Here is a 14143-nt window from a genome sequence, read left to right as displayed (position 1 = left end):
GAAACTCTCGCACCTTTAAGCAATGATCCCATCGTCATGCTCAGCGCAGTCCCCTGAACATGATCAACTCAGCCCTAAACCGGCTACCTCATGACGCCGCTGTTACACCACGCCATGGGACACGATCTTTTTCCCTAAGCGGAGGCTCGAGGAGTTTTTTCATTTAAGCCAATCTGAAATGGACGCTTGAACCAATTTATTGCCCCAATTTGGCTCATGTTTGTAGCATGCAAATCCTTGGCGATAAGCATCTGCTATTGGTCGCGTTTCGCAATACAAGTTCGCCGGCGATTGCGCCTCCATTCAGTACTGACGAATGAACGGACAGATTGGCACGCTTTTAGAGGCTTGGGGCGATGACATGCCTTAGCAACGCTGCCAATCCCCTATTATGTTTCCTTTCGTGGTGATCTGTTTCGAAGTGGGGTCATAAGGGGAACAGAGGAGATATGAGAGAGGGAGAGGCAAGATAAAGGGAAGAAATTATTGCATTATCATACTGATATTATTCGAAAAATAGGTGAATCTTGCTGCCCTTCGTGAATTGCCATGAATTACTGTGCACATGACAGGATTTAGGGCTAAACCGGACCGCCACCTGGGAGTCCCGACTATGGCTTATGGCAGTCAGGATCAGGGTGATCGCATTAGCAGATCCGAGCCGGTCTTCACGCTTCAAGAACGCTTGAGCCTGCGCCTCGCAAGCCATGGGGCCGAGGCGCAGGCTCGCTTGCCTACCCGTCTCAAAGGCGATGGCGGCTCTGTTCGGGCCTCCCTGGCCCGGAAGCTTGTTCATGCCAAGCTCTGTGGTCTTGGCAGTGATGGGACGGCTGGCGCGGGCGGGTCGTAAACGCGGCTAGGTGCTGATGTCTCTATTGGTGTGCAACTAGAACCCTCCGAACGAAGAGTCCTAGGCCACAGTGATACCGCTCTTCGCCGTCATGCCGTCATAGATGCAGGGGTGAATATCATCGCGGTTCGCAAGGCACCCGGTGCGGAGCTTGCTCTCGGGCAGGTCCTAAGCGCGGAGATCGGTCGGTGATTATTCTGGGCAGGACTCAGCCCGGTTTGAAACACGACGCAACCAATGGAAACGTTGCCATAGCGGAGATCAATTCTGATTTTTATTTCAGAAATCTGTGCCCCAATCCCACCCCAATTATCACGAAATCGTGATCAGAATTTTTGGCCTCTTGCAATATTCTGTTTTTATTGTAGTAATTGGAGCGGGCGATGGGAATCGAACCCACGACATTCAGCTTGGGAAGCTGACGTTCTACCTCTGAACTACGCCCGCATTGATAGGAAGGGCTTGGCGACGACCTGGTTCTTTGCCAAGGCGGCTTCCTTCACATCACGCGGTCCTTTTTCACCATTTTTATGTCGGTGGCAAGGCCAGACACTGGGGCGTGATCTAGCTCCATCTCTGATGCCTCGAGGTAAACGGCTGCCATCAAATCCGTGACTTCATCCGAGATCGACACTAAGGCCGGGAGCAGCTGGGTTTCCGGGTGTTCTTCAACAAAAGCCTGCCAGCTGGTGAGGATTAGCTGCGCGCGATCAATGATTTCAAGCAGTCCTCGCTCGGAACTGAATTGGCCCATAACACTCTTCTTCCCAAGATTTACTAAAGAGTATGATCTTTGTAAAAGCGGAATTCCACAACTACATAGGTTGATAAAACCATCCAATATATTCGAGGTTGTGCTAACGCAGAATTCCCCTAGCAGCCATGTCTTCAATCACCGCGCGTTGGCGGGCCAAAACCTCAGCACGTTCAATCATCTTGCCGTCTGGTGTCTTATTGGCCGGTGCCAGACGGGTATCGGCATAGGTCTTTTCAAACGCATCCATCGGCAAGCGCGAAAGCGTGTTAGTCATGCCAGTTTTCTTCCGTGTCTCGCGCAAGGCCGCAATATCAAGGACCGCATTGGCGTTAAAGGTCTCGCCCGTCCCAGCTTCAGCCAATGTCCGTCCATACCAATCGAGCACGATGGACATGCCGTCGGTTGAATTGGCCGCCACCGGCGTGCCGTAAATGCCGGCTGAATTGGCACTGACGACATAAGCGATATTCTCCACCGCGCGGGCCATTTTGGAGATGTGCTTGGGGGTCAAATTGGGGCTGCCCACTTCACTTGTGGGGTGCAGCAAGATTTCAGCGCCCTTAAACACGGCCATACGTGCGATCTCTGGGTAGAGGATTTCTTCTGACGCAATCGTGCCCAAAGTGCCAATCTCGGTCGCGGCAACAGGGAAAACAGCCTCGAGCCCGTAAGCATCGAGATATTTGTCCCACACATCATAGGGGCTCGGCGTATAGAGTGAAATCATGCGGCGATAGCGCAAGACGACCTTGCCGGTCGGCCCATAAACCACATTGGCTTGAAAATAGAGATCGGGGAAATGAGGGTCGTTCTCATAGTGATTAGAGCACAGATAAAGGCCGTGTTTCTGGGCGATAGCGGCAATTGCATCGGCTTCTGCCCCTTGCATGTCGATGGCAGCCTTGGCCTGCCATTGCTCGCGCGTTTCGCCCAAGGGGAAGCTTGTCAGCCAATATTCGGGCAACACCACAAGCTTGAGATCATAGCCATTAAAGCCTTTGAGAAAGCCTTTGGCCGCACCAATCTGGCTGGAAACGCGCGCCATGGTCGCATTCATACGGGCGCGGGCGGCTTCCTTGGTGCTGTCCTGATTAACGGCATCACAGCGCGTCTGTAGCGCCAAGGCCGAGTAGCGCGTGGGCGAGGTTTGGGCGATGGCATCGGTCATGGCTAAGCTGGCTCCAGCGGATATGGCGGTCAACAAGATGTCGCGGCGGTTCATGATTGGGCGCTTCCCGCCTGCTCAGCATCCCATTTTTTCAGAAAAGTTTTTTTCGCCTGCTCGCGCCAGACACGCTTGAGATTAGCCACGACCCAATCGGGATCGAGTTTATCTGGACGGCCAAGAATCAAGGGCCAGCTTCTGTAGTGCGGCGTGAAGTAAAAGGTGTCGGGATCGACCTCGATCAGGAATTCCCGCTCTTCAAAAGTGGTTTTGAACACAGGCACATTTTCCTGCGGGCTCCACCACACCCACATTTTCCCATGCGCCTTTAAATTTGGCTGGCCCCACGAGACGGCATCTTCCACATTGGGCAGATTGAGGGATAAGGCTAGCGCCCGCAGGCTCTCCCACGTGAAGGGTTCAGCTTGCGGCATCAGCAATCTCCTGCGCCGTCGCGCTCCATACTTGAGCATCAGCGCTGAGCGCGGCAAATACCTCGCGCACCGCCCACAGCCGGAATGGCAGGCCTATGACATAGGGTGTCAAGGTGAAGGACAACACCTGGCCACCATAGCGCGGCCCCTCCTCTACTAGTAAATCACGGGCTGCTAGGATTTGGTTACGCCAATCGGCCTCGCTCTGGCGCTGGTCGATCAACAGTTTTCTGTCGTCCAATTCGTTGGCTAGTGGCACGCACGTCAGTGGCCCCGAAGCGGTTGCCATCGGCCAAGGCACGCTGTCGCTCTCCCAGTCGAGGCAGATCTCAAAGCCTGCCGCCTTAATCAAATCTGGGGTCTGCTCGCTTTGCTGGCGGGCGGGCGACAACCATGTGCGCGGTGCAAGGCCTGCAGCAGTAAAGGCGTCGCGAGTGCGGGCCACGTACGTCGCCTCAGCATCGGGATCAATACCGCCCCAATGGATAGAGTCGGTGTCCCAGCCATGGGCGGCAATTTCATGCCCATCGGCCAAAACCGCCTCAATCAAGGGTTTTTTCTTGTCGAGCAAAACGGCATTCACAGCAATCGTGGCTTTCAGGCCTGCCACCTTCAGCGCTTTCAGCAAGCGGAAGACGCCGACCCGATTGCCATAGTCGCGACTGGTATAGTGGCGCAGGTCTGGATAGGGCGTCACCATGGCACCGGGGTGCTTAAACGGCTTGCCCGACGGGTTCAGCATGAAGAATTCCAGCGGGATCACAATCAGGGCCGCCACTGTCTTGTCACCGGGCCATCTAAGCAGCGTCCGTTGGTCCGCCTGCAGCCACGCATAGCGCTCTATGTCTTGGCCATAGCCACGCTTGGGATAGGTCAGATAATCGCTCGGCAAGGTCATAGGCCACTCTAACCCCGCTTAGCCGCAGGTTTCAAGGCAAGGATATATCTTTGTGCGCGCCTATGTAATGGTTCGGCGGGCCCTAGATCGTGGGCGGCCTAACTGATTTAAGGGCTCCCCCTCACCGGGGCCGTTCGTTCAACGTTTGGGTGAGGTCGATAAGGCTGCCGAGTTGGTCGATGGTGGTGGCAAAGCGGGCGTCGTCGCCATCGGCTTCTATGCCGCCGCTTTCAAACATATCGTCGGTCTCGATCACCACGACGACCCGACCTTGAGCAAAGGCGAGGCGCATATTATGGCCATTGAAGGCAACTTCCATCTCCATCAGACGCTCGCAGAAGGCGGGGTGGAGGAGATAGCGGGCTTCGACTTGATCGGTGGAGACCACTTCAAAGCGACGTTCAAAGTCGGGATGGACCATCTTAATGGCCTCAAGCTTGAGGCCTGCCAAGCGCGAGCCGAAGTTAAACAGCCCATTCAATAGGCCCATATCCTGGCGCACCAAGGTGGTGGACGTAAAGGGCCGTGCAAACTGATACCCTATCACCACGCCTTGAAACACGGTGACGAGGCGACGATGCTTACCCTGCTGCTGATATTCCTGCAGATGGGCTTCATGCAGCGTGCCCTCTGAACTGCCAAACTTGCCTTCCCAGAAGTCGCTATAATCGGCTTGATCGGGATTAGACGGCAAAAGCCCCATGCGGGTGGCAAGGTCAAAGTCGCTGCTGGGGGTTCCGTTTGGGTGATAGGTTAAGCCAAGGGCTGCGCCCAATTCTTCATTCGCCCGCACTTTAATCTGCTGCGATATCGCTTGAATAGGCTGGTTCGCGACCCACCAAGTAATCCCACCGATTAGCGCCCCTACGACAAAGCCGTACTCGGCTTGATCTGGCATGAAAGACATAACAGCGATGGCGGCCGCTGCTGCAATGCCCATCCCGATCATCAGAATCTGCAAGTTTTGGCGCTTGGCCTCTTCCCGCGCGGTGGCTTGGCTATCCAGCCAATCGCGCAAGCCGCTCGTCATCACTTGGTCAAAAAGAGCTTGATGTCTCATAGGTGGCAAACATACCACCGCCAAGTAAACAGAAAGCAACCAAGATTACAGATCAAATCAAACAGACTCAACGAGATTTAACGATTTATAGGTCATCCTGTGCCATTCAGGCGCTGGCAAGGGGCCTTTGTTGGGAGAAGTAGCGATGGAAATGTTTATCTTAGTCGGCATCCCGGTTGTTTTGATCTTCTTGGTCGCCGGCATTTATAACAACCTCGTGGCAGTGCGCCAGAATTGCAATCAAGGTTGGGCCGATATTGATGCTGCACTTCGCCAGCGCCACGACCTTGTGCCGAACTTGGTCGAAACCGTCAAAGGCTATGCGACCCATGAATCCGGCACGCTTACCGCTGTGATCGCGGCGCGTGCGGGTGCTTTGGATGCTAATTCTCCAGACCAATTGGAAAAGGCAGAAAAGGTCCTGTCGGGCGCTTTGGGTAGCTTGATGGCTGTCGCCGAGAATTATCCAGACTTGAAAGCCAGCGCCAATTTCCAAACTCTACAAGGTGAATTAGCAGATATCGAAGACAAGCTGGGCGCAACACGTCGTGCCTTCAACGCAGCTGTGGCGACCTATAATACGGCAATCCAGTCTTTCCCCAGCAATATCGTTGCGGGGATGTTCAACTTCCCTGAGCGCACCTTCTTCGAGCTTGATCGCAATGAGCGCTCTACGGTGAGTGCGGTTCCAAAGGTCACTTTCAACTAAAACAAAACAACAACAAAGGCCGGATATCCTTCGGCCTTTTTCTTTTGGTCTCGAAGTTAGCGAAACTTAAACTTTAACCGCTACGGTTGCGATGATCTTTGATTGGAGAAATGTACATGTGGCCACGTAATCAGTCGGTCGGAGCAGGCGGCGGACGCAGCACAGCCCCCGGTGGCGGGCTTTATACAGGTCCGGGCGGTGGCCGATCTAAAGAACCAGGCGGCGGCCTTTATGATGGTCCGGGCGGCGGCCTTTACAAGGGCCCAGGCGGCGGGCTTTCAAACGGTCGTGGCGGTGGCCTCAGCCGAGAGCCCGGTGGTGGTCTCTACACGGGGCAAGGCGGCGGCCTTTACACCGGTCCAGGCGGCGGCCTCTCTGCCGAAATTGGCGGTGGCGCTTATGCGGGCCTCGAAGGGCCTGTCTATATGAGCAATATTCCGCCTTGGGACGTTTTCCTGCAGATCCTGTGTGAGGACTATCCCCAATACGCCCACTTGGCCCACAAAATCGAAAGCGCGATCCGGCTTTAGTCCGGCAGGCCTGAACTAAAACAAGGGCATCACAAAGGTGATGCCCTTTTTGTTTGGCGCAGTTAGAATTTGTAACCAATACCGACCGAAGCCACCCAAGGATCCAAAGTCACTTTGGACTTTAAAGCTCCAAAATTGATGTTGGCATCGGTCTCAAACGCGATATGCTTTAGGTCTAAATTGACAGACCAAGGCCCTTTGGTCGCGATATCTGCCCCAATTTGTAGGGTATAGCCAAAATCGTCTTTCAGATCGACATTAAAGCCGTTCTTGCCCTCTTGGGAGGCAAACCAAATGTAGGTGAAGCCTGCACCGACATAAGGCGAGACACGCTGATCTGAAGCAAAGTGGTATTTAGCCGTCAGCGTGGGTGGCACATGCCACAATTCGGAAACTTCGACATTGGTCGTACCGCCAACAGCCTTCACCTTGTGAATACCTGAGCCAGCGATCAGCTCCAGCGATACATTTGGGTTGATGAAGTATTCAATGCCAATCGTCGGCACAACGGAGTCGTTGACTTCGACATTCAGTCCGGTCGACGCCCCTGCTGCGGTCAGGATGGCACCGCTCTCGTCTGGAACAATACCGCTCAAGCGCACGTCTAATTTGATCGTGCCGGCTTTGGGTGTTTGGAAAGAGTCTTGAGCGCGTGCGGTTTGCCCGATTATTGCAATGGCGGCGATTGCCGTAATTAAAAGTCTTTTCATCTGCGTTCCCTCGTAAGGTCAGTCTCAAAAAAATTTGAGCACATGGACCCTTGTGGGCGCGCCTCGCACTAACTTCGACTTGACAGATTGCCGCGTGACGGCGTGACGCGCGTCGGGTTGACGCAGGCAAGTGCCCGCGTTCAGTCCTGCTCTTTAATGATCTAGGAGAGACTTATCGGCCTAAGCCTAGAGCGAGCGCTCTACCATCATCGTCTTGATCTCGCCAATCGCCTTGGCGGGATTGAGGCCCTTAGGACAGACTTGGGCGCAATTCATGATGGTGTGGCAACGATAGAGCCGGAACGGGTCTTCCAGATTGTCGAGGCGCTTGCCCTTTTCCTCGTCGCGACTGTCTATCAGCCAACGATAGGCTTGCAGAAGTACCGCAGGGCCCAAATAGCGGTCGCCATTCCACCAATAAGATGGGCAAGAGGTGGAACAACAGGCGCAAAGAATGCACTCATAAAGACCGTCCATTTTTTCGCGGTCTTCAGGGCTCTGCTTCCATTCTTTCTCCGGTGCAGGCGTCGTCGTCTGCATATAAGGTTCGATAGAAGCATATTGCGCGTAAAAATTCGTCAGGTCAGGGACCAAATCCTTGATCACTGGCATGTGCGGCAGAGGGCTGACCGACAAAGTATCGCCAGGGATTTCATCATGGCCCTTGGTGCAAGCCAAGGTGTTGCGCCCGCCAATGTTCATGGCGCACGATCCACAGACGCCTTCGCGGCACGAACGGCGGAACGTCAAGGTCGCATCCATTGTGCTCTTGATATGGATCAGGGCGTCCAACACCATCGGGCCGCATTGATCGACGGCTACGTCATAGGTGTCCCAGCGCGGATTTTGGCCCGTCTCAGGGTCATAGCGGTAAATCTTAAACGTCCGCACTTTCTTAGCATCGGCTGGGGCAGGATAATGCTTGCCCTTGGTCACGCGAGAATTGGCGGGAAGTGTAAGCTGGACCATGCGACGCGTATCCTCATACCGACTGCGGTAGGTCTGACATAGTCCAAGTCATGGGCTTCGGCAAAGGGTTGATGGCGGTAGAGTGCAGTAAATCAACGGCCTGAAAGAGAAAAGGCAGGCCCCAAATGCAAGGCCTGCCTGATCTAAACGAAAGCTCAGATTATACTAGCCTTTTGCAAAACGGCTGGCGCGCTCCGCCACTTGGTCGAGCAATGGAAACATTGATGCGTTTGGCGCATCTTCTGCGATAACATCCACACTCTCACCATAGCCATTGAAGCGGGTGGCCATGGCGACGCCGTATGCGCCTAACATACCAATCTCGATCCAATCGCCTTCGCCAATATCGGCCGGCAAACGGAAAGGTCCTTTGGCTGCATCCATGGAATCGCAGGTTGGCCCATAGAAGCGGAAGTCAGCCAGTTTGGACGGTGCTCCGCCGTCAGGACGGATCATCGATACCGGATAGACCCAGTTCACGTGTGTGGCATCAAACAAGTTCCCATAGGAGCCATCGTTGATGTAAAGCGCGTCGCCTTTGCGCAGGTCCACTTTGACGACGATTGAGGTCGCTTCAGCCACCAAAGCCCGGCCAGGTTCTGCCCATAGCTTACAATTCATCGTCACCGGCATGGCGTCAAATACGCGATGAATCTCGTCGACAAATAGCTGCATCGGAGGTGGGTTCATCCCTGGGTAGATCGAGGGGAAACCACCGCCAACATCGACCACGTCAATGGTCACGCCAGCTTGGATGATCAATCGAGAAGCTTCGCGCAAAGCCGAACGCCAAGCGCTTGGGTTCATGCATTGGCTGCCAACATGGAACGATACACCGAGATCTTCTTGGGTAGCGGCCCGGGCTTGGCGTAGAAGCGTCACAGCCTCTTCGCCCATAGCACCGAACTTTGCCTCCAGCTTTAGGCTGGCGTCGGCGTTGCTGACGCGCAGGCGGACAACAAAGGTTAGGTCCGTCGCACCATCGGTCTCATCCAGAATCTTCTGCAGTTCTTCCACGCTATCGAGCGCGAAAATACGGCAGCCAAACTCATGATAGGCACGTGCAATCGCTGCACGGTTTTTGACCGGATGCATGAATGCCAAAGTCGCCGTTGGGAACATGTCCCGCACCAGCTTGCACTCATTAACGGATGCGACGTCGAAATGACGCACACCTTCCCGCCACAAGGCTTCCAGCACCCACGGTGAAGGGTTTGCCTTCACCGCGTAAAGAATATCGCCCTCGAACGAATCAAGGAACCAACGTGCAGCCGCCCGAACAAGATGCGGACGGTTGACAGCCAATGGCACATCCGGACGCAGCTTCACGACAGCGTCGTGCGCAGAATTGAAGTGACCCATGCGGACCCCCCTATGATCTAAACCCAGGCCGGCGTTAGTCGGACATGCTAGGCAAAAATCGGATTCCCGATCCTTACCCGGATGTAAGTCAGGTCCGCCCTTGGAAGCTTACGCCGGAAGCGGGGGTGAAAGCCGCTGCCGTGTGGCCTGGGCCCGAGGGGGCGTTAGTGGACTGGATGCTGTTTCCAGGTCCGCCGGAAGAAGCGCGTATAAGGCTATTTTTCCGCGACGCAATTGTTTTTTTCACCTCAAAAAACATGTCGCAAAAAATCGTCGAAAAGATCATATTATTCAGTAAATTATCTAGGGTTTTCTGCTGCTATTTTTTCAGCGTTTGTCGACAACAAATCGCGAGTCATTCTGCATCTTGAAATTGCACCACCGATGCAGTTTGCTGGAAGACAGCCAACCGCAGGTCTCAGATCTTTGTTTGCAGGTCTTTGCGACGCTCGCTGCCACCATAATTGGGGTCCGGCCTGCGGCGGCGATCTGGGCCAAAATAGAGCTTACTCTTCACAAAATTACGCGGCTTGTTCACGATCAGCGTCAGGCGTTCCATCAAGCTCTTCGCGGTCACAGGCTTTACCAAGAACTCGTTTACACCAGCATCACGCGCAGCGTTAACGCGTGACCGCTCTGAGTGACCGGTAATCATGATGATCGGCAGGAAGGGGTTGGGACTATCTTCGCTCGTGCGGATCATTTTGGTGAACTCAACACCATCGATCAGTGGCATAGCAAGGTCGACCAAGAGCAAGTCTATTGCACTGGCCTTCATATATTCAAACGCCTCAACGGGGTCGGAGGCTTCCTTGATATCATTCACGCCGGCAGCGCGCAGCAATTCTTTCAATATCCCGCGCATATGCTGATTATCATCGACAATCAGAATGGTTATGGGAATCGAAGTTGATGCGGCCAAAGTACAGGATCTCCAAGATCGAAAAACTGATACCCTAAGAAATAATTAGCGCAAGAGTAAGGGTTCAGATCAACTGAGAAGTAATTCAGACTTCACAACTCTCAAGCACTCAAAAATGATGAATTGGTCACAAGCCCAAGGCGCGGGCGGTTGCCACAGTCAAACTACCTTGCCCCGGAAGACCATTGGCACGCTGGAACGCCGCCAATGCTTGTTTGGTCTTGGGACCAATAATACCATCGATTGGACCGCCATAAAGCTTTCTCGCCGCCAAAGCACGCTGAACAGCTTGGATAGAATGCTTACCCTCTGGCGTGTCGACGCACACAACAGGGACCCATTCATAACGTTCGGGCGTCACTTCCACTTGGCGTTGCATGCTGCCGGTGCGGGCCTCAACCTTGGTTCGAATTTCGCGAGCTGGCTCAACCAAAGTCTGGATTTTTAACTCCTTGGCTTCCGCCCGCACAAGGACTTCTCGGACGGCGGCAGGCGTAACAAGGAAGCGCCGCTCAATGATCTCCTCAAGCGCCGGAATGCGCTCGCGCGTGATTTGTGCTGGTGTGATCTGAACCTCGCGCTGCATCACAGCCGTCTTAGCGGGCTCTTCAACCAGACAGAAAACTTCGCCCGTGGCCGCATCAATGCGGCGCACTTCTGAGCCCTTGCTACCGGGACGCCAAACCAGTCGTGGCTCGCGGATCACCACTGTTACGGGACGGGTTCCAATCACGGCCGGGGAAGCACGCAAGCGCTCATGGGCAGGACGAACAACGATCTTCTGCTGTTCAGTCCGGAAGGTTGGTGGGGTTACGACATACTCTTTATATTCATCGCTAATCGGGAAGCTCTTAATCTCACTCTTGAAAACAGGCTCGCTCACCTGCACGCTTTCATGTGCATCACGGATGACCACGGGCATGTTTTCGCTGCGATAGGTCGCCTGAACCAGCACACGTGCAAAACATTGACCCGGTTTGGCATGGGGCGGCATTTGCAGATCTAGCGGCTGTTGTGCCGATGCTAGTGCGGGGACCAGCAAGCATGCCGATAAAGACCAAAGGGCGATGCGTTTCATAGATACGACCTTACAAACGTGACTTGGTGCGATTATGCAGATATTCAACAGATGGTTACCCAAAGTAGAAAGTCATCTTGAACTTATTAAGTCAATAAAAATCAGGTATATACATGATAATGGCGTAATACTTGCCCCAATCTTCGCTTTAATGGCGAAGATAGCTCTTGATCATGACGCTTTGGCGGACAGATTGATTGAACTCTTTCACATGCTGCCAGACGGCAAATATGAGTGGCACTAAGCCTGCAGGCCATCGTCGCATCTGGCTTGAACCGCGCGCGCAAAAGCGCCAAAGCTGTCTCGGCAAAACAGGTGGGCACTATGGTCGATACGGCAGCAGTAATTTGGGATTTTGGCGGGGTCTTAACCTCGTCACCGTTTGAAGCTTTCGCGCGGTACGAACGGCAACACGGATTGCCCGAAAACTTTATTCGCCAAGTTAACAGCGTGAACCCCGATACCAATGCTTGGGCCCTGTTTGAGCGGGCAGAAATTGACGCAGTGACGTTTGACGCTTTGTTCACGGCGGAGAGCACCGCTCTTGGGCATAAAGTCGCAGGCCGCGATGTCTTGGCCTTGCTGGCGGGCGACTTACGCCCGGGCGCAATCGCGGCTCTGAGGTCGTTGAAAGGCACGTATCTTTTGGGCTGCATCACCAATAATGTGCCCGTGGGTCATGGTGCAGGGATGGCTGGAACCGAAGAGAAAGCCCAAGCGGTCGGCGAGGTTATGGCTGTCTTTGATCACGTCATTGAAAGCTCAAAGATCGGGATTCGAAAACCCGATCCCCGCATCTATCAAATGATGTGCGAAAAACTTGGCGTAGACCCTTCGGCTTGCATTTATCTGGACGACTTGGGCATCAATCTAAAGCCCGCCAAGGCCATGGGGATGCGCACCATTAAGGTAACGTCAGAGGCCCAACTACTCGAAGAACTTGGTGCGCTTTTAGGCCGAGCCTGGGATTAAGCCGAACACGAGCCACCGCCCAGCACGCAGAATTTGGCGCAATGGGGATGGTTCAAGCGCACCGGTCCAAGGCTTCCTGCTAAAGTTTCGCCCATTTCAAATTCGGGTTCATAGGGCAAGAGGGTACAGGGCAAAACGATCGGGGCCTTGGCACCTTTGCGTTTGACGATCATGCGAGAGCTCGCGCACATCAGGCCCTTCGGATTGACCCCCAATATCCCCCAACAGGCTGGCGTGATTTCCGGCACATCGACGCGTGCATCCATTTCGGGGAACAGAACAAGCGATAGGGGCTCTGTAACATTGATCGGCCACTTCCGCTCTTCAACCAAGGCCTGAAAGCCTGCCTGACCGGCTTCTTGGCTTTCGCCCCACAAGGTCCGCCCGGCAATGGCTAGCTTTGCCCCGTGGGCGGCCAGCCAATCGAGACCCACACAGGTCTCTTCAAAGCCACCTTCGCCGCGTTCTTGATCATGGAAGCGGGCACTCCAATGATCAAGGCTGACGCGAAACGTCAATTGGTCGCCAAAACGAGCGATCAAGCCTTTGACGCCTTCCTGCACGCGCGGCCGCATCATCGGCCGCATGGCATTCGTCAATAGAAGCGCTGGATGCCCGCGTTCCAAAGCGATGGTCAGGATTTCGATGATATCTGGATTGAGGAAGGGCTCACCCCCAGTAAAGCCAATTTCCACAGACCCGGGCTGCACCTCTGCCAATTCGTCCAGAAAGGGCACGACGTCTTGGGGCGTCAGATAGACCAAGCGATCATTGGTGGGCGAGCTTTCAATATAGCAATTGACGCACGTGATGTTGCACAAGGTACCCGTATTGAACCAAAGCGTTTGAAAGCCATCAAATGCCACAAAGGCCCGCTCTTCCCCCTTCGCTGTGTGTAAGGGGTCTTGGAATTTCAAAGGAGATAGCGTGGCTTGCATAAATGTATCCGTCGGCTCAACCGCTCCCAACCTATGGCATAGGTTGGGACATTCAAGCCTTCACCTGCCGAACAATTGCCTCAGCGAGGTGAAGTCGCTGGAACCGCCAAGGCACCTGGACGACGGGGATCCGCTGCACCAAGGAAGAGGCCATTTTCAATCATGATGGATTGAGCACTGCCCATGGTCTCATCCGACGTCACCTTATGCCCCATGCGCTCAAGTAATGCGACCGTGTCTGGATTGAAGTTTGGCTCCACCCGCAGCGTGTCGGTCCAACCCTGATAAATGCGCGGCTGATGGGTCGCCTCGTCGATGTTTAACTTGAAATCGATCACATTGACGATGAGTTGAGTAACAGTGGTGATGATGGTGCTGCCACCTGGCGTGCCTACCACCAGCCAAGGCTTACCATCCTTATAGGCAATCGTCGGCATCATGGTCGACAACATGCGTTTGCCCGGTGCCATGGCGTTCAAGGGTGGCTTTGTGCCATTTTTTTGTGCCTCAAACGCCCCTTCATGGTCGAAATTATTCATCTGATTGTTCAGAAGAATGCCTGTCCCTTCGATCATAACACCAGAACCAAAGTCAGCCCCTAAGGTATAGGTGGTGCTGACAACATTGCCTTGGGCATCTGCCACCGAGTAGTGCGTGGTAGACGGACTTTCAAACCGTAGGGGATCACCGACGTTTAGCTTTTTGACTTGAGAGGCCCGGCTTGGATCAATGCTCTTAGCCCGCTCTTGGCCATAAGCCTTAGAGATAAAGCCTTTTACCGGGGCTTTG

Annotated in this window: 16 protein-coding genes and 1 tRNA gene; 4 read left to right on the top strand and 13 right to left on the bottom strand. The window is 54.1% G+C overall.

All coding sequences use genetic code 11. From position 1 onward, the window contains the following. Positions 1–613: 613 nt before the first annotated feature. Entirely contained in the window at positions 614–850 is a 237-nt protein-coding gene (locus tag ACIQ20_RS13530) for a hypothetical protein (RefSeq protein ID WP_395781144.1), read from the top strand. Positions 851–1222: 372 nt separating this feature from the next. On the opposite strand, the gene ACIQ20_RS13525 is transcribed toward ACIQ20_RS13530, so the two are convergent. From ACIQ20_RS13525 to ACIQ20_RS13500, 6 genes are all read right to left on the bottom strand, one after another. Continuing rightward, positions 1223–1297: transfer RNA gene (locus tag ACIQ20_RS13525), tRNA-Gly, on the bottom strand. A 52-nt stretch (positions 1298–1349) separates the two neighbouring features. Continuing rightward, positions 1350–1604 carry a hypothetical protein gene (locus tag ACIQ20_RS13520; RefSeq protein WP_395781142.1) on the bottom strand — a complete coding sequence of 85 codons (255 nt, stop codon included), beginning with the start codon at positions 1602–1604 and terminating at the stop codon, positions 1350–1352. 103 nt (positions 1605–1707) lie between these two features. Continuing rightward, on the bottom strand, positions 1708–2829 hold the full coding sequence (locus ACIQ20_RS13515; protein ID WP_395781140.1) for a nitrilase-related carbon-nitrogen hydrolase: 1122 nt from the start codon (positions 2827–2829) through the stop codon (positions 1708–1710). After that, positions 2826–3206: an MmcQ/YjbR family DNA-binding protein gene (locus tag ACIQ20_RS13510; protein WP_395781138.1), complete on the bottom strand. Its 381-nt coding sequence runs from the start codon at positions 3204–3206 to the stop codon at positions 2826–2828. The genes ACIQ20_RS13515 and ACIQ20_RS13510 overlap by 4 nt, the downstream gene beginning before the upstream one ends. Then, positions 3193–4104, bottom strand: a complete 912-nt coding sequence (locus ACIQ20_RS13505; RefSeq protein WP_395781136.1) for a polysaccharide deacetylase family protein — start codon at positions 4102–4104, stop codon at positions 3193–3195. The genes ACIQ20_RS13510 and ACIQ20_RS13505 overlap by 14 nt, the downstream gene beginning before the upstream one ends. Before the next feature lie 121 nt (positions 4105–4225). Beyond that, on the bottom strand, positions 4226–5164 hold the full coding sequence (locus ACIQ20_RS13500) for a DUF3137 domain-containing protein (RefSeq protein WP_395781134.1): 939 nt from the start codon (positions 5162–5164) through the stop codon (positions 4226–4228). A gap of 145 nt (positions 5165–5309) precedes the next feature. Here ACIQ20_RS13500 and ACIQ20_RS13495 point away from each other — a divergent pair, with 145 nt between their 5' ends. Both ACIQ20_RS13495 and ACIQ20_RS13490 read left to right on the top strand, forming a co-directional pair. Further along, positions 5310–5873, top strand: a complete 564-nt coding sequence (locus ACIQ20_RS13495; protein ID WP_395781132.1) for a LemA family protein — start codon at positions 5310–5312, stop codon at positions 5871–5873. 116 nt (positions 5874–5989) lie between these two features. Further along, entirely contained in the window at positions 5990–6403 is a 414-nt protein-coding gene (locus ACIQ20_RS13490) for a hypothetical protein (RefSeq protein ID WP_395781130.1), read from the top strand. 62 nt (positions 6404–6465) lie between these two features. Here the strand turns inward: ACIQ20_RS13490 and ACIQ20_RS13485 are convergent, their stop codons facing one another. The 5 genes from ACIQ20_RS13485 to ACIQ20_RS13465 form a co-directional block, all read right to left on the bottom strand. Next, the gene (locus tag ACIQ20_RS13485; RefSeq protein ID WP_395781128.1) at positions 6466–7113 is read right to left on the bottom strand and encodes an OmpW family protein; all 648 of its coding nucleotides are present in this window, start codon (positions 7111–7113) and stop codon (positions 6466–6468) included. Positions 7114–7299: 186 nt separating this feature from the next. Beyond that, positions 7300–8082 carry a succinate dehydrogenase iron-sulfur subunit gene (locus ACIQ20_RS13480; protein WP_395781126.1) on the bottom strand — a complete coding sequence of 261 codons (783 nt, stop codon included), beginning with the start codon at positions 8080–8082 and terminating at the stop codon, positions 7300–7302. 165 nt (positions 8083–8247) lie between these two features. Next, complete coding sequence (locus ACIQ20_RS13475) at positions 8248–9444, bottom strand: type III PLP-dependent enzyme (RefSeq protein WP_395781124.1); 1197 nt, start codon at positions 9442–9444, stop codon at positions 8248–8250. 418 nt (positions 9445–9862) lie between these two features. Continuing rightward, positions 9863–10366, bottom strand: a complete 504-nt coding sequence (locus tag ACIQ20_RS13470) for a response regulator (protein WP_395781122.1) — start codon at positions 10364–10366, stop codon at positions 9863–9865. A gap of 127 nt (positions 10367–10493) precedes the next feature. Beyond that, positions 10494–11444, bottom strand: coding sequence for a peptidoglycan-binding protein (locus ACIQ20_RS13465; protein WP_395781120.1), 951 nt, complete (start codon positions 11442–11444; stop codon positions 10494–10496). Between the two features lie 324 nt (positions 11445–11768). Here ACIQ20_RS13465 and ACIQ20_RS13460 point away from each other — a divergent pair, with 324 nt between their 5' ends. Further along, positions 11769–12416 (top strand): HAD-IA family hydrolase, encoded by a 648-nt coding sequence (locus ACIQ20_RS13460; protein WP_395781146.1) that lies wholly within the window; start codon positions 11769–11771, stop codon positions 12414–12416. Here ACIQ20_RS13460 and ACIQ20_RS13455 read toward each other — a convergent pair. Further along, positions 12413–13354 carry a radical SAM protein gene (locus ACIQ20_RS13455; protein ID WP_395781118.1) on the bottom strand — a complete coding sequence of 314 codons (942 nt, stop codon included), beginning with the start codon at positions 13352–13354 and terminating at the stop codon, positions 12413–12415. The two genes, ACIQ20_RS13460 and ACIQ20_RS13455, sit on opposite strands and share 4 nt — an antisense overlap. Before the next feature lie 80 nt (positions 13355–13434). After that, a partial coding sequence (locus ACIQ20_RS13450; protein WP_395781116.1) for a gamma-glutamyltransferase occupies positions 13435–14143 on the bottom strand: 709 nt, incomplete at its 5' end.

This window comes from Aquidulcibacter sp. (assembly GCF_044346625.1).
Taxonomy (GTDB): domain Bacteria; phylum Pseudomonadota; class Alphaproteobacteria; order Caulobacterales; family Aquidulcibacteraceae; genus Aquidulcibacter.
The sequence above is the reverse complement of the archived record's forward strand: the minus strand, read 5'-3'. Positions and strand labels throughout refer to the sequence as shown.

Excerpts from the sequence above, each read along its gene's own strand:
- ACIQ20_RS13510 (WP_395781138.1), bottom strand. The coding sequence starts at position 3,206 with ATGCCGCAAGCTGAACCCTTCACGTGGGAGAGCCTGCGGGCGCTAGCC.
- ACIQ20_RS13460 (WP_395781146.1), top strand. The coding sequence starts at position 11,769 with ATGGTCGATACGGCAGCAGTAATTTGGGATTTTGGCGGGGTCTTAACC.
- ACIQ20_RS13480 (WP_395781126.1), bottom strand. The coding sequence starts at position 8,082 with ATGGTCCAGCTTACACTTCCCGCCAATTCTCGCGTGACCAAGGGCAAG.
- ACIQ20_RS13475 (WP_395781124.1), bottom strand. The coding sequence starts at position 9,444 with ATGGGTCACTTCAATTCTGCGCACGACGCTGTCGTGAAGCTGCGTCCG.
- ACIQ20_RS13530 (WP_395781144.1), top strand. The coding sequence starts at position 614 with ATGGCTTATGGCAGTCAGGATCAGGGTGATCGCATTAGCAGATCCGAG.
- ACIQ20_RS13490 (WP_395781130.1), top strand. The coding sequence starts at position 5,990 with ATGTGGCCACGTAATCAGTCGGTCGGAGCAGGCGGCGGACGCAGCACA.
- ACIQ20_RS13505 (WP_395781136.1), bottom strand. The coding sequence starts at position 4,104 with ATGACCTTGCCGAGCGATTATCTGACCTATCCCAAGCGTGGCTATGGC.
- ACIQ20_RS13465 (WP_395781120.1), bottom strand. The coding sequence starts at position 11,444 with ATGAAACGCATCGCCCTTTGGTCTTTATCGGCATGCTTGCTGGTCCCC.
- ACIQ20_RS13515 (WP_395781140.1), bottom strand. The coding sequence starts at position 2,829 with ATGAACCGCCGCGACATCTTGTTGACCGCCATATCCGCTGGAGCCAGC.
- ACIQ20_RS13520 (WP_395781142.1), bottom strand. The coding sequence starts at position 1,604 with ATGGGCCAATTCAGTTCCGAGCGAGGACTGCTTGAAATCATTGATCGC.
- ACIQ20_RS13485 (WP_395781128.1), bottom strand. The coding sequence starts at position 7,113 with ATGAAAAGACTTTTAATTACGGCAATCGCCGCCATTGCAATAATCGGG.
- ACIQ20_RS13500 (WP_395781134.1), bottom strand. The coding sequence starts at position 5,164 with ATGAGACATCAAGCTCTTTTTGACCAAGTGATGACGAGCGGCTTGCGC.
- ACIQ20_RS13455 (WP_395781118.1), bottom strand. The coding sequence starts at position 13,354 with ATGCAAGCCACGCTATCTCCTTTGAAATTCCAAGACCCCTTACACACA.
- ACIQ20_RS13495 (WP_395781132.1), top strand. The coding sequence starts at position 5,310 with ATGGAAATGTTTATCTTAGTCGGCATCCCGGTTGTTTTGATCTTCTTG.